This window comes from Streptomyces sp. NPDC048643 (assembly GCF_040650615.1).
Taxonomy (GTDB): domain Bacteria; phylum Actinomycetota; class Actinomycetes; order Streptomycetales; family Streptomycetaceae; genus Streptomyces.
Genome location: NZ_JBEZHO010000076.1, coordinates 14,651 through 32,625, shown reverse-complemented (window position 1 = coordinate 32,625; position 17,975 = coordinate 14,651). Strand labels below are relative to the sequence as shown.

17 protein-coding genes and 1 rRNA gene are annotated in these 17,975 nt (G+C 70.2%); 15 read left to right on the top strand and 3 right to left on the bottom strand.

Features of this window, described 5'->3' with window-relative positions; translation table 11 throughout:
- From rrf to AB0C62_RS39870, 10 genes are all read left to right on the top strand, one after another.
- Window positions 1-93 (top strand): 5S ribosomal RNA (rrf, locus tag AB0C62_RS39915); the annotation flags it as partial.
- A 62-nt stretch (window positions 94-155) separates the two neighbouring features.
- On the top strand, window positions 156-800 hold the full coding sequence (locus AB0C62_RS39910) for an HAD family hydrolase (protein WP_362981919.1): 645 nt from the start codon (window positions 156-158) through the stop codon (window positions 798-800).
- A 146-nt stretch (window positions 801-946) separates the two neighbouring features.
- Entirely contained in the window at window positions 947-1,690 is a 744-nt protein-coding gene (locus AB0C62_RS39905) for a VC0807 family protein (protein ID WP_362981917.1), read from the top strand.
- An 83-nt stretch (window positions 1,691-1,773) separates the two neighbouring features.
- On the top strand, window positions 1,774-3,003 hold the full coding sequence (locus AB0C62_RS39900; protein WP_362981915.1) for an MFS transporter: 1,230 nt from the start codon (window positions 1,774-1,776) through the stop codon (window positions 3,001-3,003).
- Window positions 2,954-4,126, top strand: coding sequence for an acetoin utilization protein AcuC (locus AB0C62_RS39895; protein ID WP_362981913.1), 1,173 nt, complete (start codon window positions 2,954-2,956; stop codon window positions 4,124-4,126). Before AB0C62_RS39900 ends, AB0C62_RS39895 begins: the two co-directional genes overlap by 50 nt.
- 111 nt (window positions 4,127-4,237) lie before the next feature.
- Complete coding sequence (locus AB0C62_RS39890; protein WP_362981912.1) at window positions 4,238-5,053, top strand: phosphatase; 816 nt, start codon at window positions 4,238-4,240, stop codon at window positions 5,051-5,053.
- 129 nt (window positions 5,054-5,182) lie between these two features.
- Window positions 5,183-5,392 (top strand): helix-turn-helix domain-containing protein, encoded by a 210-nt coding sequence (locus AB0C62_RS39885; protein ID WP_093781815.1) that lies wholly within the window; start codon window positions 5,183-5,185, stop codon window positions 5,390-5,392.
- 142 nt (window positions 5,393-5,534) lie between these two features.
- Entirely contained in the window at window positions 5,535-5,633 is a 99-nt protein-coding gene (locus AB0C62_RS39880) for an AURKAIP1/COX24 domain-containing protein (protein WP_003948845.1), read from the top strand.
- Between the two features lie 381 nt (window positions 5,634-6,014).
- Window positions 6,015-7,073, top strand: coding sequence for an NAD-dependent epimerase/dehydratase family protein (locus AB0C62_RS39875; RefSeq protein ID WP_362981910.1), 1,059 nt, complete (start codon window positions 6,015-6,017; stop codon window positions 7,071-7,073).
- Between the two features lie 14 nt (window positions 7,074-7,087).
- Window positions 7,088-8,140 (top strand): lysophospholipid acyltransferase family protein, encoded by a 1,053-nt coding sequence (locus AB0C62_RS39870; protein ID WP_362981908.1) that lies wholly within the window; start codon window positions 7,088-7,090, stop codon window positions 8,138-8,140.
- Between the two features lie 117 nt (window positions 8,141-8,257).
- On the opposite strand, the gene AB0C62_RS39865 is transcribed toward AB0C62_RS39870, so the two are convergent.
- From AB0C62_RS39865 to AB0C62_RS39855, 3 genes are all read right to left on the bottom strand, one after another.
- Window positions 8,258-9,499: a DUF5667 domain-containing protein gene (locus AB0C62_RS39865; RefSeq protein WP_362981906.1), complete on the bottom strand. Its 1,242-nt coding sequence runs from the start codon at window positions 9,497-9,499 to the stop codon at window positions 8,258-8,260.
- Window positions 9,500-9,753: 254 nt separating this feature from the next.
- Window positions 9,754-10,524, bottom strand: coding sequence for an ECF subfamily RNA polymerase sigma factor, BldN family (locus AB0C62_RS39860; RefSeq protein ID WP_081218669.1), 771 nt, complete (start codon window positions 10,522-10,524; stop codon window positions 9,754-9,756).
- Between the two features lie 459 nt (window positions 10,525-10,983).
- Window positions 10,984-11,916 (bottom strand): HAD-IB family hydrolase, encoded by a 933-nt coding sequence (locus AB0C62_RS39855; RefSeq protein ID WP_362981904.1) that lies wholly within the window; start codon window positions 11,914-11,916, stop codon window positions 10,984-10,986.
- Between the two features lie 186 nt (window positions 11,917-12,102).
- Between AB0C62_RS39855 and AB0C62_RS39850 the strand changes: the two genes are divergently transcribed.
- The 5 genes from AB0C62_RS39850 (at window position 12,103) to AB0C62_RS39830 (ending at window position 17,863) form a co-directional block, all read left to right on the top strand.
- Entirely contained in the window at window positions 12,103-12,402 is a 300-nt protein-coding gene (locus tag AB0C62_RS39850) for a glutaredoxin family protein (protein WP_362981902.1), read from the top strand.
- Between the two features lie 343 nt (window positions 12,403-12,745).
- The gene (locus AB0C62_RS39845; RefSeq protein ID WP_362981900.1) at window positions 12,746-13,504 is read left to right on the top strand and encodes a redox-sensing transcriptional repressor Rex; all 759 of its coding nucleotides are present in this window, start codon (window positions 12,746-12,748) and stop codon (window positions 13,502-13,504) included.
- Window positions 13,501-15,207, top strand: coding sequence for a glutamyl-tRNA reductase (locus AB0C62_RS39840; protein ID WP_362981898.1), 1,707 nt, complete (start codon window positions 13,501-13,503; stop codon window positions 15,205-15,207). The genes AB0C62_RS39845 and AB0C62_RS39840 overlap by 4 nt, the downstream gene beginning before the upstream one ends.
- Window positions 15,204-16,163, top strand: a complete 960-nt coding sequence (gene hemC, locus AB0C62_RS39835) for a hydroxymethylbilane synthase (RefSeq protein ID WP_362981896.1) — start codon at window positions 15,204-15,206, stop codon at window positions 16,161-16,163. The genes AB0C62_RS39840 and hemC overlap by 4 nt, the downstream gene beginning before the upstream one ends.
- Window positions 16,160-17,863 carry a bifunctional uroporphyrinogen-III C-methyltransferase/uroporphyrinogen-III synthase gene (locus AB0C62_RS39830; protein ID WP_351429317.1) on the top strand — a complete coding sequence of 568 codons (1,704 nt, stop codon included), beginning with the start codon at window positions 16,160-16,162 and terminating at the stop codon, window positions 17,861-17,863. The genes hemC and AB0C62_RS39830 overlap by 4 nt, the downstream gene beginning before the upstream one ends.
- The last annotated feature ends 112 nt before the right edge of the window (window positions 17,864-17,975 follow it).

Below are 17,975 nucleotides of genomic sequence, written 5' to 3'. Positions count from 1 at the left end.
ACGCCCGGTTACATTCCGAACCCGGAAGCTAAGCCTCACAGCGCCGATGGTACTGCAGGGGGGACCCTGTGGGAGAGTAGGACGCCGCCGAACTATTTTTGAGAAAACCCCCTTGCCATTCGGCAAGGGGGTTTTCTGCGTTTAGGGTCTTTTCCATGCGCTACGACCTGGTCATCTTCGACAACGACGGCGTCCTCGTGGACAGTGAGCCGATCTCCAACACCCTGCTGGCCGCCTATCTCACCGAGCTGGGGCACCCCACCTCCTACGAGGAGTCCCTGCGCGACTACATGGGTGCCGCCATGCACCGCGTCCACGACATCGTCCTGGAGCGGACCGGACAGCGTCTGCCGGACGACTTCGACGACGTGTTCCACGCACGGGTCTTCGCGGCCTTCGAGCGCGAGCTGAAGCCCGTGCCCGGCGCCCCGCAGGTCGTGGAGAAGCTGGCGGCCGACGGGGTGCCGTACTGTGTCGCCTCCTCCGGGAGCCATGAGCGGATCCGGGTCGGACACCGGACGACCGGACTCGACCGGTGGTTCGACGACGGGCGGATCTTCAGCTCCCAGGACGTGGGCCGGGGCAAGCCGGCGCCGGACCTGTTCCTCCATGCTGCCGAGCGCATGGGCGTACCACCGGAGAAGTGCGTGGTCGTCGAGGACAGTGCGCTCGGGGTGCGGGCGGCCAACGCGGCCGGGATGGACGTGTACGGGTTCACCGCCATGACACCCGCCGATCGGCTGGCCGGAGCGACCGAACTCTTCGGTGACATGCGGGACTTGGCTGACCTGCTGGTATGACGGCCCGTATGACGGCATCCAGGGAGCGGCGCTGACATTTGTCACGCGGAGCTCCGGACGATCGTTTCTGTCGGGGGACAGGGGCCGACCGCGAAGCTGAGTACATCGGAACGGGACGTACACAGTGACGACGGAGGGACCCGATCATGAGCATCACCGCCAGCGAGATCAGCGCCGGATCGACCGACTACGCCGCCCCGGCGGTCATCGCGCCGGCCCAGGACGCCACCCCGGAGACCGGGGGTCCCCGGCCGAGTTTCCTGCCGCTGATCGTGGACGTCGTGGTGCCCGTCGGGTCGTACTACCTGCTCAAGAACGGGTTCGGGATGGGGACCGTCGCGGCGCTGGGCTGGAGCAGCGTGGTGCCGGCCGTGCGGACCGTGTGGGGTGTGGTGAAGGAGCGCAGGGTCAACGCGCTCGCCGGGCTGATCCTGTTCGTCAACGTGGTCGGGCTCTCGCTGAGTCTCGTCGCCGGTGACCCGCGGCTCATGCTGGCGAAGGACAGCGGGGTCAGCAGCGCGGTCGGCATCGGGGTCCTGCTGTCCGTGAAGTGGGGACGGCCGATGATGACGCAGGGGATGAAGCCCTTCCTGGTGAAGGGGGACGCCGCGCGGGCCGCGGCGTGGGACCGGCTGGCGGCCGGTTCGGAGCCGTTCCGGAAGGCCGAGCGGACGTTCTCGCTCGTGTGGGGTGTGGTGCTGCTCGCCGAGTGCGTCGCCCGGGTGGTTGGGGCGTACACCCTGCCGATCGACACGATGGTCTGGCTCGGCACGGTCGTCATGGTCGCCTCGATGACCCTCGCCTTCCTGGTCAGCGGGCGCTTCGCGGTCGTCCCGATGGAGAAGATGCTGGAGCGGGAGCTCGCCGCCGGCGCCGCGTCGGACCGCTGAAGGACCTTCCGCCGAAGAGCTGAGCAGAATTCATCTTCGGCTTGATCTACCCACCGGTAAGCCGGGGCCCTACGCTCGCCGCCATGACAGATGTGCTGCGGCGCGGTAGGGCCTCTTTGGCGTTCAGCTTCTTCGCTCAGGGCGCCGCCTTCGCGCTGCTCGTGACGCGGATCCCGGCCATCCAGGACCGCTACGGGATCTCCGACGGGTTGCTGCCGGTCTTCCTGGCCGCCGTCCCCGTCCTGGCCGGGGTCGGCAGCGTCACCACCGAGCAGTTGGTGAAGCGCATACCCCCCAGCCGCGTCCTGCGGTGGTCGCAGCCGGTCGTGCTGCTGGCCCTGCTCGGCGTCGGCGCCGGTGACCGACTGGCCGAGGTGGCCGTGTCCCTCGGCGTGTTCGGGCTCGCGGTGGGCGCCCTCGACGCCTCGATGAACATGCTCGGGGTGAGTCTCCAGCGGTCGTACGGGCGCAGCATCATGCTCGGGTTCCATGCCACGTACAGCCTGGGCGGGATCGTGGGCGCCTCGTTGGCGTGGGCCGGGGCGCACTGGCACCAGTCGTTGTTCGTGTCGTATCTGCCGGTCGTGCTGGTGCTGTTGCCGCTCACGCTGGTGGGCAGCCGCTGGTACGTCGACGCAGGCGCGGTCGCCGTCGACGGGAAGGACCAGGCCGCCGAGGGCGGGGCGGGCGCCGGGCCGCTGGTCTTCCGGTTGCTGCTGCCGCTCTGCCTGGTGATGACGTTCGCGTACATCGGGGACTCGACGGTCTCCAACTGGAGCGCGAAGTACCTCCAGGACGTGCTGGGCAGCTCCGAGCAGTTGTCGACCGTTCCGTACAACGTCTACATGGTGATGACGCTGGTCGGGCGGGCTGTCGGGGACTTCGGGGTGCGGCGGTTCGGGGCCGTGGCGGTGGTGCGGCTGGGTGCCGTGGTCGCCGCGCTCGGGTTCGGGGTGGTGGCGGTGGCGCCGGGGCCCTGGGTGGGCATGCTCGGGTTCACGCTGCTGGGGCTCGGGCTGTGTGTGATCGTGCCGCAGACCTTCGCGGCCGCGGGGCGGCTGTTCCCGGGGGCCTCGGACGCGGCGATCGCGCGGCTGAACATCTTCAACTACGTGGGGTTCCTGATCGGGTCGCCGTTGGTGGGTGCGCTGGGCGACGCCTGGAACTACCGCGGCGCCATGCTCGTGCCGATGGTCCTGGTGCTCGCGACCTTGGGGTACGCCCGGTCGTTCGCTCCTGAACCGGACCGATACGGTGACGTGCATGAGCGGCCGCGCACAGCTGATGTGGGACGAGGCAGTAACGGGATATGACTTCGGGCCGGACCATCCGATGGATCCGGTCCGGCTCGCCCTGACCCGGAGTCTCGTCGACGCCTTCGGGATCGACCGGGAGGTCGCCGTCGTCGCGGCGAAGCCCGCGGGGGAGTCGACGCTGCGGCTGGTGCACCGCGAGGACTACGTGGACGCGGTCAGGGCCGCTTCCGCCGATCCGGAGGCCGCCGACTCCACGTACGGGCTGGGGACGACGGACGATCCCGCGTTCGCCGGGATGCACGAGGTGTCCGCGCTGATCGCCGGGCAGTCGGTGGGGGCCGCCGAGGCGGTGTGGCGCGGCGAGGCGCTGCACGCGGTGAACTTCGCCGGCGGGCTGCACCACGCGATGCCCGGTGCCGCGTCCGGTTTCTGCATCTACAACGACGCGGCGCTCGCCGTCGCCCGGCTGCTGGAGCTGGGCGCCGAGCGGGTCGCGTACGTGGACGTCGACGTGCACCACGGTGACGGTGTCCAGGCGGCGTTCTGGGAGGACCCGCGTGTTCTGACGATCTCGCTGCACGAGCATCCGCGGACGCTGTTCCCGCAGACGGGATGGCCGGAGGAGACCGGCGCGGACGACGCCGAGGGTTCGGCCGTGAACATCGCGCTGCCGGCGGGGACCGGGGACGCCGGCTGGCTGCGGGCCTTCCACGCCGTGGTGCCCGAACTGCTCGCGGACTTCAGACCGCAGGTGCTGGTGACGCAGCACGGCGCGGACACCCACTTCGAGGACCCGCTCGCGCACCTCGCCGTCTCGCTCGACGCGCAGCGGGCGGTGCAGGTGGCCTGTCACGACCTGGCGCACCGGTACGCGGACGGGCGCTGGGTGGCGCTGGGCGGTGGCGGGTACGCGGTGGTGGACGTCGTACCGAGGTCGTGGACGCATCTCGTGGCGATCGCGGCGGGGCGGCCGGTCGAGCCGGAGACGGTGATCCCGGAGGGGTGGCGTCAGGAAGTCTTCGCCCGGACGCGGCAGTTGGCGCCGATGCGGATGACGGACGGCGGGGGGCCGGTGTCCTGGAAGGACTGGGAGTCGGGGTACGACCCGGCGGACCGCCTCGACCAGGCGATCGTGGCGACACGTCGGGCCGTGTTCCCGTTGAGGGGCCTGCTGCCGTAGGGCCCGGTCCGGAAGGGGACTTGGGGGCGCCGCGAGGGTCATTAGGCCAACTGTGGGGCATTTCCCGTGTTTTGGGCGTTCGATCTTCGGTGATGCGCCAGCATCGCTGGCGTGTTGAGCACCGGAGCTTTGCGTGCCCATCTGCTGGCCGCCAGGCTGGCCGGGCCTGTGGCCACCTCGCGTGAGGAGAGCCTGCGCAGTTATCGGCTCTTCGCTGCCCGCGACCCGCGTGTGCTGCTCGGACTCGATCCCGAGTGGACCTGGGGGCAGCGGGAGCTGATCGAACTGATGGCGGACAAGTGTGGGGTTTCGGCCGACCCGTCGCACGTTTCGGGGCATGATGTGATCGACCCGGAGCGGACTCTGGCGGCTCTCGACGCTTTCGCGGAGCGGCTCGCTCGGGCCGCCCGTCATCGTCACCCTGTGCTCCTGGGCACGGGTCATCCGCACCGGCTGATCGCCTTCTACGCCGCGATCGCGGACGCCTTGTCGTCGGCTGGATGTACCGTCCTCACCCCGGCGCAGGGTAGCTCTGTCGACATAACGACCCGGTTCGGTCTACGCACGTACAACCTCGACTACGTACAAGGCGTCGCACTGGTACGCGAACCCGGGGTGCCGGCCGCCGGTCGTACGACCGGCGCGCACAGCCATTCCCCGCTCCCGGTTCGGACGGTTCTGGCGGCCGCGGCGGCGTCCGGAGGGCCCCTCCCGGAGCTTGTCATCGGGGACCACGGATGGGTCTGCGGAGCAGGTCAGCTGGGGTTCGAGGCCATCGGGCTCGCTGATACGGACGATCCCGCGCTCTTCGTCGGAGAGGCGGAGGGGCGGGTGGCCGTCGTCGTTCCGCTTGATGACGCTGTGCGGTCCGATTACTACCGACCGCTTACTCGCTATGTACTCAATCGAGCGTGTCTGTCACAGTAGGCGGCCGATCGCATCCCCTCTTCCCCACTCGCATCACACGCCCCTACATTGGGGAGTGAGCACGCAACGACGAAGAGTCACCGGAAGGGGAAGCCGGTGACCGTCGAGTGCGGAAGGTTCGGGTGTGTCATGGCTGCAGGCGAGAGGCCTCTGAACGAGGTTCAGTTCCTTACCGTGGCGGAAGTCGCCTCGGTGATGCGAGTGTCGAAGATGACCGTGTACCGCTTGGTGCACAGCGGTCATCTGCCGGCGATCCGGGTGGGGAGGTCCTTCCGGGTTCCGGAGCAAGCGGTTCACGAATACCTCCGCGAGAGCTATGTGGGGGTGGAGACCGCCTGACGAATGTTCCGGGAGACCCTCCGTGATCTCCCGGAACACCTCGATTACGACCTCAGCGTTCGGACGGGTAGGCTGGCCCCTCATAGGTCGTGTGGGCCCATGCAGCCCAGCACCGAGTAAAGAGAAGTGAGCGAGGGTAGTCGTGGGCTCTGTTATCAAGAAGCGGCGCAAGCGGATGGCGAAGAAGAAGCACCGCAAGCTGCTCAAGCGCACTCGCGTTCAGCGTCGCAACAAGAAGTAGGCGACGCCGCGGAAACGCGCGCGTACTGTGGCCCCTCACCAGCAGGTGGGGGGCCACAGGCATGTCCGGCTCCGGGAGGGTCACCCGCACGGGGCGGCCGCCGGGATTCGGCTGCGGCATCCGGGAGTTCGCGTCGGCATCCGCGAACGCCGCCCGACGGGAATATCCCGAAAGGCGACTCGGGCGTCGAACGGGTTCCCGCGCGTCCGGCGTACGCCTGTGGGCCGAATGGCTTGGTCTGGTCGTACGTCTGCGGCTGTCGTCACGTGATGCATCGGGCGGTCATCACAGCGCAACATCGACCCGCTAGGTTGGCGGCACACGGGGAACGCGGCAGGTACGAGCGAAGCTACGTCCAGAGCTGGAAGGAAGGCGCTGATCTTGGGGAAGGTCGTGCTCGTGACCGGAGTGGCCCGACAGCTGGGGGGCCGGTTCGTACGACGGATCCAGCGTGACCCGCGGGTGGACCGGGTGATCGCCGTCGACGCCGTGCCGCCCGAGCACCACATCGGCGGCGCCGACTTCGTGCAGGCGGACATCAGACAGCCCGCGATCGCGCGCGTGCTCGCCGAGCACTCCGTCGACACGGTCGTGCACATGGACGTGACGGGCACGCCGCTGGGCTCCGGCAGCCGGACCTCGGTCAAGGAGACCAACGTCATCGGCACCATGCAGCTCCTCGGCGCCTGCCAGAAGTCCCCCACGGTCAAGCGGCTCGTCGTGAAGTCCAGTACGAACGTCTACGGTTCGGCGCCCCGCGACCCGGCCGTCTTCACCGAGACCACCTCGCCCAAGTCCCTGCCCAGCGGCGGCTTCGCGAAGGACACGGTCGAGGTCGAGGGGTACGTGCGCGGCTTCGCCCGCCGCAGGCCCGACGTCGCCGTGTGCGTGCTGCGCTTCGCCAACATCCTCGGCCCGAGCGCGGACTCGCCGCTCGCCTCGTACTTCTCGCTGCCCGTGCTGCCGACCGTGTTCGGCTACGACCCGCGGCTCCAGTTCGTGCACGAGAACGACGTCATCGAGCTGCTGCTGCTCGCCTCGGACGAGCCGCGCCGGGGGACGCTCAACAGCGGCACGTTCAACATCGCCGGCGACGGCGTCCTGCTGCTCTCCCAGTGCGCGCGGCGCCTCGGCCGCCCCACGGTCCCGCTGCTGCTGCCCGCGCTCAGCTGGGCCGGCACGGCCGTGCGTACCCTGGGCGTGACGGACTTCTCGCCGGAGCAGCTGAGGCTGCTGACGCACGGCAGGGTGGTCGCGACGCACCAGATGCGCGAAACCCTGGGCTATCACCCGAAGTACACGACGGCGGAGACCTTCGCGGACTTCGCCCACAGCCGGGGACCCGGACTCCTGCCCCCGGAGGCCCTCGCGGGGGCCGTGGACCGGATCGCCGCACTGCCTGTCCTGGCCGGCGGCCACCCGACGCAGAGCGCCAACTGAGGAGCGCATCAACGATGGCGGACGCCAAGGTCATTCCGTTCGACGACGACCGGTCGCGCGGGGCTGCCGCGCAACGCCCGCCGCGGCGCCGGGCCCATGGGACCCGGCGCAAGGGCGAGCCGACGGCGGTCCGGGAGGTCCAGCCCCTGCCGGGACGGACCGTCCCGCAGGATGATGTTCCCGTGACGCACGACGAACAGCGGCCCCAGCAGCCCCAGCAGGGCGGTGCCGGCCTGGAGCAGCGCATCGCGGGAGGTCTCGCCTTCCTGCGCCGCCGGCTCACGGGCGACTACGAGATCGACGACTTCGGGTTCGACGAGGAACTGACCGACCAGGTCCTGATGTCGCTGATCCGGCCGTTGTACGAGAAGTACTTCCGGGTCGACGTGAAGGGCATCGAGAACATCCCGTCCGAGGGCGGCGCCCTGATCGTCGCCAACCACTCGGGCACCCTGCCGCTGGACGGCCTGATGATGCAGGTCGCCGTCCACGACAACCACCCCGCCGACCGGCATCTGCGGCTCCTCGCCGCCGACCTCGTCTTCATGCTCCCGGTCGTCAACGAGCTGGCCCGCAAGGCCGGTCACACGCTCGCGTGCGCCGAGGACGCCGAACGGCTCCTGGAGCGCGGTGAACTGGTCGGTGTGATGCCGGAGGGCTTCAAGGGCATCGGCAAGCCGTTCAGTGAGCGCTACAAGCTCCAGCGGTTCGGCCGGGGCGGCTTCGTGTCGACGGCACTGCGGCAGGGCACCCCGATCATCCCGTGCTCGATCGTCGGCGCGGAGGAGATCTACCCGATGATCGGCAACGCGAAGACCCTCGCGCGGCTGCTCGGGTTCCCGTACTTCCCGATCACGCCGACCTTCCCGTGGCTCGGTCCGCTCGGCGCGGTCCCGCTGCCGACGAAGTGGACGATCCAGTTCGGCGAGCCGATCCTGACGGACGGCTATCCGCCGGAGGCGGCCGAGGATCCGATGCTGATGTTCAACCTGACCGACCAGGTCAGGGAGCAGATCCAGCACACCCTGTACAAGCTGCTGGTGCAGCGCAGGTCCGTCTTCTTCTGATCATGCAGTTACGGTTCTGCTGATGATGCCCTGATATGCCCGCGGGCTGTCGGCGGTACGGCGATGGGGCGCCCTTCCTGAGAAGGGCGCCCCATCGCCGTACGCGAAGTGCCTGGGTCAGCTGCTGTCCTCGGTGTCGATGCCGAGGCCCGGCAGCAGACCGGGGAGCAGGGGAGGCAGGGTGACGTCGGGCTTGGTCGTCGCGCTGCTGCCGCTGCTGCTGGACGGCGAGGAACTGGTGTCGTCCTGGGGCGGGTCGAGCAGGCCGCCGGTGTTGCCACCGAGGAGGCCGTCGTCGCTCTCGCTGCCCGAGCTGGAGGGCTTCGGCTTGCCGCTGTTGCCGCCGCCGCTGTGGCTGCCCTTCGCGGAACCGCCGGTGGCACTGGGCTCCGGTGCGTCCGTGCCGGGGGAGTCGGTGGACTCCTCGCTCCTGCCGCGGTGACGTCCGGTGCCCTCGGGGGCCGGCGTCGTGGGCAGCAGCGAGCGGAGCGGTCCGACCTCTTCGTCTATGGCGTCGAAGACCGACGACACCTGGTCGCTGACGTCACCGAGCTGCACGGGCAGCCGGTCGCGCAGCGCTCCCCAGGCCTCGCGGTGCGACTGGGAGAAGGCGGACAGGGCCTGGATGGGGCCGAGTGAGCCGTCCCGTTCGTACGCCTCGTGGAGCAGGCGGTGGCCTTCGGAGGCGTCGTGCTGCATGCCGGACAGGGCGCGGCGGACCTCGCCCAGGGACTCGTGGTCGAGTTGTCCGGAGCGGCCGCGCTCCATCAGCCGGCGTGCCTCGCTCAGGCGGCTGGAGGCCTGGTCGAGATAGAGCTCGCCCCGGTCGCTGTCGCTGTGGGCCAGTCCCAGCTTGATGTCCTCCATGCCTCGCTTGAGGCCGTAGAGGGAGTCACCGGGCAGGGCGTCGGAGCTCGCGGCGGCCACACCGCCGAGGGCTCCGGCGGCCACGCCGATGCTGAGCCCGCCCGCGGCGAGCCCCTTGGTCAGCCGCGACCTGGGGCGCAGCTTTCCCAGTCCGGTCGCCCGGTGCGCGCCCTTGGCCCGACGGGACCGCTGCTCGGGCACGGCACGGTCCAAACCCTCGCCTCCGGCGGCGGTGCCTTCCAGCAGCATGGCCTCCATCGCGGCGACGAGCTGGGCTCGCTGCACGACCTTGACCTCGGGATCCAGCTCCGGTTTGGGCAGCTCGCCGAGACCCGTGGCGAGAGCCGTCAGCAGCTCTCGCTCGGTTCGTTCCGCAGCAGCCCGGGACGGTGCAGGCCCATCGGGCTGCTCGGCCGCCGTGCCCTGGTCGGACTCCTCCAGGGCCTGGGCGAAGGCGTCCGCCCGCCGGTGTGCCGATACGTTCGCGATCACTGGCGGCACCTCCTCTCGTCATGACGGTCGACTCCCCAGGGGGTCCTGAGGGTTGCACCCCCTGGCCATATCCACACGATCGGGTGATCGGCGATGGCCAAGGCGTGACCACAGGGAGCCTGTATCCCGCACAACGAGCGTCGCGGCACTTGGGTTACGGACGACGGATGATCGGACCGCGAAGTCAACGGACTTTTACGGACGGTGAGTTGATCGTCGCTGAACGTGTTGGATCACTGTGGCTCGAAGCAGGTTCAGCGGACGTCGTCCGGCAGGAGACGGGCCAGCGTACGGACGGCCCGGTACTGGAGGGTCTTGATCGCGCCCTCGTTCTTCCCCATCACCCGGGCGGTCTCGGCGACCGAGAGCCCCTGGAGGAAGCGGAGCGTGACGCACTCCTGCTGCTGCGGGTTGAGCCGCCGCACGGCGTCCAGCAGTGCCGCGTTCGACAGGGACTCCAGGACGGAGTCCTCGGGGGAGCGCTCGACCTCGTTGGCGTCGAGCATCTCTCCGGTGGTGACCTCCAGCCGGAAGCGGCTGGACTTGAAGTGGTCGGCGACCAGGTTGCGGGCGATGGTCACCAGCCAGGCGCCGAAGTCACGGCCCTGCCAGGTGAAGGTGCCGATCCGGCGCAGTGCCCGCAGGAAGGTCTCACTGGTGAGGTCCTCGGCGGTCGCCTTACCTCCCACCCGGTAGTAGATGTAGCGGTACACGGTGTCGCTGTACTGGTCGTAGAGCCGCCCGAAGGCGTCGGCCTCGCCGGCCTGAGCGCGCTCCACGAGATCCATCATCCGGGCGCTGTCACTGTCGGCGGCCGGACGGCGTGCGGTGGTGGCCGAGCCTGAGCGGCCCCGTCTGCCGACCGCGGCGTTGCCGTCGGCCAGGGCATAGCAAGGACCGACAGGCGCGGCGACGGCGAAGGCGGGGACGGCGTACGCGGTGGGGACGAAGCCGCGCAGACGGTCGAGGACCGTTGCGCGCAGCGTAGCCAGGCCAGAGGCGTCAACCCCGACGTGTGAGTACACGGGACTCCCAGAGGCAGAGCTTCCATCACGTGCAGTGCGGGACCTTTCACCCTTCGTAGCGAAGGAGGGGTACCGGTTTGCGTCTGAGGAGAATAACGCTTCGTACAGGCAGCGCTACACCGAGTTGCTCAAATCATCGATTACGTCGCTTCTGAGGCGTATCGGTGCCCGTTCAAGTACCGCTCGGTGATCAGTTGTTGATCGAATCGGTTCGCGTTCCGTCTGAGTGCAGGGCGTGTTGTGCCCGCCTGTGATGGGCGTGACTGGGGGGCCCACGGCGTGGGTAGGACTTGATGATTGGCTGCCGTGCGAGGGGCCCCGCCCAGGTCCGGACAGGTTTTCGCCCCCTCCGCCCGCACCCGTCCCCTACCCGGGGCTCCGCCCCGGGCCCCGCTCCTCACCCGCCGGAGGGGTCGAAAACTCTGCCCGCAGGCGGGAGCCGGCGCGGCAGCGCAGCGTCTAGCGGCGGCGGCGGTGGAGGGCGATGGCTGCTGCTGTGCCGCCGGCGACCGCGCCGACGCCGGCCGCGGCCGGGATGCCGACCTTCGCCGCCTTGCGCGCCGTGCGGTAGTCGCGCAGGCGCCAGTCGAAGTCCCGGGCGTGCCTGCGCAGTTTCGCGTCGGGATTGATCGCGTAGGGGTGTCCGACGAGCGAGAGCATCGGGATGTCGTTGTGCGAGTCGCTGTAGGCCGCGCAGCGGGAGAGGTCCAGGCCCTCGGCGGAGGCGAGCGCCCGGACGGCCTCGGCCTTCGCCGGTCCGTGCAGCGGTTCGCCCACCAGCTTGCCGGTGTAGATGCCGCCCACCGACTCGGCGACCGTGCCGAGCGCGCCCGTGAGGCCGAGGCGGCGTGCGATCACCGTGGCGATCTCCACGGGCGCCGCGGTGACGAGCCACACCTTCTGGCCCGCGTCCAGGTGGGCCTGCGCGAGGGCGCGGGTGCCGGGCCAGATCCGCTCGGCCATGTACTCGTCGTAGATCTCCTCGCCGATCGACATCAGCTCGGCGACCCGGTGGCCCTTGACGATGGACAGCGCGGAGTCGCGCGCCTCCTGCATGTGCTCGGGGTCCTCGACGCCGGCCAGCCGGAACCACGCCTGCTGCCAGGCGAACCGGGCGAGGTCGCGGGTCTCGAAGAACTTCCGCTTGTACAGGCCCCGCCCGAAGTGGAAGAGGGCGGCGCCCTGCATCACCGTGTTGTCGAGGTCGAAGAACGCGGCGGCCCTGTCGTCGCCGAGCACCGGGAACTCCGGTTCCTCCGCGGCGGCCGGTGGCGCCAGTTCTTCCAGTTCCTGCGAGGACTTGCGGGCTGCCTCCGCAGAGGCCTCGCCTGCCAACACGCTCCGCGCGGTGGCGGAGCGCCTACGGGGAGTGAGCCATCCGAGAGCGGCCATGTCGTGAGCATAGCCAGTCCGCTCGGTGGTTCCGGAGTCGAGAGGATTCGACGCTGTGAACTCTCCGCGACCGAGCCGTTAAAGAAGGGAGCCGGTCCGGAGGCGCCCCGGCGCGTCGGCCCAGTGCGCGCACGGGTTGTCGCGTAAAGCGCCGAGCGGGCCCGCCGGGTCGGCCGGGGCGGGAGAATGGCGCGTATGAGCCCCATGTTCCGGCGCAGCGACCGCCGTACGGAGAGGAAGGCGCCCGAGGATCGCCTGGTCACCTTGATCAGGAAGCCCGGGTGTCATCTGTGTGATGACGCACAGCAAGTGATCGAGAAGGTCTGTGCCGACCTCGGGGTCCCGTGGGAGAAGAAGGACATCACCGAGGACGAGGAGTTGCACCGTCAGTACTGGGAGCAGATCCCGGTCGTGCTGGTGGACGGCGCCCAGCACACGTTCTGGCGCGTGAACGAGGAGCGCCTGCGCAAAGTCCTCGCACAGTGAGTTCCGTGCGGGGAGGCCCGTCCCGTGCGCGTCGTACGCCGACTTGTGACCTGACCGAGTAGTCCAAGTGGCCGGGAAAGTCGCCTAGGATCGACGGCGGATTGGTCTCGGGGGCGGGATTCGTTGAGGAGTGTGTGCGGTTTTGCCCCCTTCAGGAGCGGAACGAAGCTGTCCACGCGCCGGTTCCATAGGCGCGCGCAGGACATGCGTGACCCCGGTCACGTTGGCCGGGCAAATCGGACACCATCTTTGTGCACGCGTTCACAAAGACATAGCCTGCATTCGACGGGGCGGTCTAGGTACGTGTGACCGCCTGCAGCCCCGCTCTACCCGCAGGAGCACCGTGGCAACTGGCCGAACTCACCGACCGGCGACCCGCAGCCGAGGGATTCCCGAGGCCACCGTCGCCCGGCTTCCGCTGTACCTCCGAGCCCTCACCGCACTGTCGGAACGCTCGGTACCCACGGTCTCCTCGGAGGAGCTCGCGGCCGCGGCGGGGGTCAACTCCGCGAAGTTGCGCAAGGACTTCTCCTACCTCGGCTCCTACGGGACGCGCGGCGTGGGCTACGACGTCGAGTATCTCGTGTACCAGATCTCCCGCGAACTGGGCCTCACCCAGGACTGGCCGGTTGTGATCGTCGGTATCGGTAACCTCGGTGCGGCACTGGCCAATTACGGAGGGTTCGCCTCCCGCGGATTCCGTGTCGCGGCGCTTATGGACGCGGACCCCGCGATGGCCGGAAAGCCCGTGGCCGGCATCCCGGTCCAGCACACGGACGAGCTGGAAAAGATCATCGACGAGAACGGTGTCTCGATCGGTGTCATCGCCACCCCGGCCGGAGCCGCCCAGCAGGTCTGCGACCGCCTGGTGGCCGCCGGAGTCACGTCCATCCTGAACTTCGCGCCGACCGTCCTGACCGTTCCGGACGGCGTCGACGTGCGCAAGGTCGACCTCTCCATCGAGCTGCAGATCCTCGCGTTCCACGAGCAGCGCAAGGCCGGCGAGGAGGCCGAGGCGCAGGCCGGTGCCGCCGACCGGGCCGCGCGCGAGAACGACGGCAAGGGACCCGACGGAGACCTTCCCGCGGTGATGCCGGCATGAGTCTCCTCGTCGTCGGGCTGAGCCACCGCAGCGCCCCGGTCAGCGTTCTGGAGCGGGCCGCGCTGTCCGCGGACGCCCAGGTCAAGCTGCTCCAGGACACCCTCGCCGCCGAGCCGGCCACCGAGGGCGCCGTCCTCGCCACCTGCAACCGCATCGAGCTGTACGCCGACGTGGACAAGTTCCACGCGGGCGTCGCCGAGCTGTCCACCCTGCTCGCCCAGCACAGCGGCGTCGGGCTGGAGGAGCTCACCCCCCACCTGTACGTGCACTACGAGGACCGGGCCGTCCACCACCTCTTCTCGGTGGCCTGCGGTCTGGACTCGATGGTCGTCGGCGAGGGCCAGATCCTCGGCCAGATCAAGGACGCGCTCGCCACCGCGCAGGAACTGCACACGGCGGGCCGTCTCCTGAACGACCTGTTCCAGCAGGCGCTGCGGGTCGGCAAGCGGGCCCACTCCGAGACCGGCATCGACCGGGCGGGACAGTCCCTGGTCACCTTCGGCCTGGAGCAGCTGTCCGCCGGGCGGGCCGTCGAGGCCTGGGCCAAGGGCAAGAAGGCCCTCGTGATCGGCGCGGGCTCGATGTCCTCGCTGGCCGCGGCGACGCTCGCGCGCGCCGGAGTCGGCGAGATCGTGATCGCCAACCGCACCCCCGACCGCGCCGAGCGCCTCGCCGAGATCCTCTCCGGCGGCGACGACACGGACGTGCTGGCCCGCGCGGTACCGATGGACGCGGTGCCGGCCGAGCTGACACGTGCCGACATCGCCGTCTCCTGCACGGGCGCGACCGGGCTCGTGCTGAGCGCCGACTCCGTCGCGGCCGCCGTCGAGGGACGGACCGGCAGCCCCGTCGCCGTCCGCGACGAGACGCCCGCGGGGCCCGACGGACAGCTCGCCCCCGCCGGCATCGGAACCGACGACGGCTGTCCCCTGGACCTGTCCGCCGTCCAGGGCGCGTCCGGCTTCTCCGTCATGGGCGAGGCCGCCGTCGCCGGTATGGACGCGGCCACCCTGGAGCAGCACGCGGTCTGGGTGGACAAGGGCACCGGCACCGACGAGCGCCGCGACACCCGCGGTACGCCCGACGCCGACGCCGAGCTGATCACCGCGCTGGCCGCCACGGCCGCGACGGTCGGCCGCATCCCCGAGCGTCGCAGGCCCGAGCCCGTCGCCCGCGTGCCGCGCCCCGCGCCGGTGCTCGCGCTGCTCGACCTCGCGATGCCCCGGGACATCGACGCCGCCGTGCACCGGCTGCTCGGTGCGCGCCTCGTCGACATCGAGTCGCTGGCCGAGGCCTCCGCCGACGCGCCGATGGCCGCCGACGTCGACCAGGTCCGCCGGATCGTCTCCGACGAGGTCGCCGCGTTCGGCGCGGCGCAGCGGGCCGCGCACATCACCCCCACCGTCGTGGCGCTGCGCGCCATGGCAGCCGACGTCGTCGCGAACGAGATCGCGCGGCTGGACGGACGGCTGCCGGACCTCGACGACAAGCAGCGCGGCGAGATCGGTCAGACCGTGCGCCGGGTCGTCGACAAGCTGCTGCACGCTCCGACCGTACGGGTCAAGCAACTGGCCGCCGAGCCCGGCGGTGCCGGGTACGCGGACGCACTGCGGACCCTGTTCGACCTGGACCCGGAGACGGTCGCCGCCGTCTCGCGGGCCGAGAACAACACCGAGAACGCCAAGAACCGAGGGCGAGCATGAGTGAGCAGGCTTTGAGGCTCGGGACCAGGCGCAGCAAACTCGCCATGGCCCAGTCCGGGCAGGTGGCGGAAGCCGTGAGCCAGGTGACCGGACGGCCCGTCGAGCTCGTCGAGATCACGACGTACGGCGACGTTTCCCGCGAGCACCTGGCACAGATCGGCGGTACGGGCGTCTTCGTGACCGCCCTGCGTGAGGCATTGGTGCGCGGTGAGGTCGACTTCGCCGTGCACTCCCTGAAGGACCTGCCGACCGCGCAGCCCGAGGACCTCGCGCTGGCCGCCGTGCCGGTGCGCGAGGACGTGCGGGACGTGCTCGTGGCCCGCGACGGGCTGACCTTCGCGGAGCTGCCGGACGGCGCCCGCGTGGGCACCGGTTCGCCGCGCCGCATGGCCCAGCTGAACGCGTACGCGCGCAGCCACGGTCTGACGATCGAGACGGTCGCCATCCGCGGGAACATCGACACCCGCGTCGGATTCGTCCGCGACGGGGAGCTCGACGCCGTCGTGCTCGCCGCCGCCGGACTGAACCGGATCGGCCGCATCGACGAGGTCACCGACTTCCTTTCGGTCGACACCGTTCTGCCCGCCCCCGGCCAGGGGGCGTTGGCGATCGAGTGTGCCGCGAACAACGCGGACCTCGTCGCCGCGCTCGGAGAGCTCGACGACCCGCTCACGCGGGCCGCCGTGACCGCCGAGCGATCTCTGCTTGCCGCCCTGGAGGCCGGCTGCAGCGCACCTGTGGGCGCGTTCGCCGACCTCCTGGCCGACGGGCAGACTGTCAAGGAGATGCGCCTGCGCGGCGTCGTCGGCACGACCGACGGCTCGACGCTGGTGCAGCTGTCCACCACCGGTCCCGTGCCCGAGACACATGACCAAGCAATGGCGCTCGGCCGTGAACTCGCCGCCGAGATGCTTGCCAAGGGCGCGGCCGGTCTGATGGGGGAGCGAGCACTTTGAGCCCCACCAATCTTCCCGCCGGTCCGGACCACGGGCACGTCACCTTCCTGGGTGCCGGACCCGGAGATCCAGGGCTGTTGACACTGCGCGCCGTCGAGGCGCTGGCGAACGCGGACGTCCTCGTCGCCGAGCACGACGTGCTCGACGTGGTGCGCGTACATGCCAGACAAGGCGTCGCTGTTCTGAACACGGATCCGGACACTTCGCCGGATACGTACCAGAGCACAGGCACGCCTCAGCTGACGGTTGTTGACGGCACGTCAACAACCGTTGGTGACCCCGCGTCGAGGGATGCCGCCAATCTTGTCATGACGGCCGCACGGGGCGGCAAGCGGGTCGTACGCGCGGTGTCCGGGGACCCGGGACTAGATACGTACGCCGCGGAGGAAATGCTCGCCTGCGCCGCCGCGGGTGTTCCGTTCGAGGTCGTGCCCGGCATCGCCGCCGCCGTCGGGGTGCCCGCCTACGCGGGTGTTCCGCTGCGGGACGCGCAGGGCGCGGACGTCCGGTTCGTCGACGCGCGGACCGCCTCCGACCGCTGCTGGACCGAGGTCGGCGCCTCCGACGGCACCGTCGTCGTGTCGGCGACGCTCGACTCGGTGGCCGCGGCCGCGGGGGAGCTGGTGGCCTCCGGCCGCAAGCCCGACACCCCGATGTCGGTGACGATCGCCGGTACGACGACCCGTCAGCGCACCTGGTCGGCCACCCTCGGCACGATCGCGCAGACGCTGAAGCAGGCGAAGGTGCTGCCGTCCCCGGACGGTGGCCGCCCGGTGATAGCCGTGGTCGGTGAGCGTTCCTCCGCCGCCCAGCGCGACCAGTTGTCGTGGTTCGAGTCCAAGCCGCTGTTCGGCTGGAAGGTCCTCGTGCCGCGGACGAAGGAGCAGGCGGCGTCGCTCTCCGACCAGCTGCGGTCGTACGGGGCCGTGCCGCACGAGGTTCCGACGATCGCCGTCGAACCCCCGCGCACCCCCCAGCAGATGGAGCGCGCGGTCAAGGGCCTGGTCACCGGCCGCTACGAGTGGATCGCGTTCACCTCGGTGAACGCCGTCAAGGCCGTGCGCGAGAAGTTCGAGGAGTACGGGCTCGACGCCCGTGCGTTCGCGGGCATCAAGGTCGCCGCGGTCGGCGAGCAGACCGCGACCGCGCTCATCGCCTTCGGCGTGAAGCCGGACCTGGTGCCGAGCGGTGAGCAGTCCGCCGCGGGTCTCCTGGAGGACTGGCCGCCCTACGACCCGGTCTTCGACCCGATCGACCGGGTGTTCCTGCCGCGTGCCGACATCGCCACCGAGACCCTGGTGGCCGGGCTCATCGAGCTGGGCTGGGAGGTCGACGACGTCACGGCGTACCGCACCGTGCGGGCGTCGCCGCCGCCGTCCGACACCCGTGAGGCGATCAAGGGTGGCGGGTTCGACGCGGTGCTCTTCACCTCGTCGTCGACCGTGCGGAACCTGGTCGGTATCGCGGGCAAGCCGCACAACGTGACGGTGATCGCCTGTATCGGTCCCGCCACGGCCAAGACGGCCGAGGAGCACGGGCTGCGGGTCGATGTGATGGCTCCTGAGCCGTCCGTGCACAAGTTGGCCGAGGCCTTGGCCGACTTCGGGTTGCGGCGGCGTGCTGCCGCGCTCGACGCCGGGGACCCGGTTACGCGGCCCAGTGAGCGCCGGCCGGGCTCTCGCCGCCGACGCACCACCTGACGCAGGTGGGGGCGGGGTGGGGTTCTCGCCCCCTCCGCCCCTTCCCTTCCCGTCCCTGGGGCTGCGCCCCGGACCCCGCTCCTCAAACGCCGGAGGGGCTGGATCGACTCCC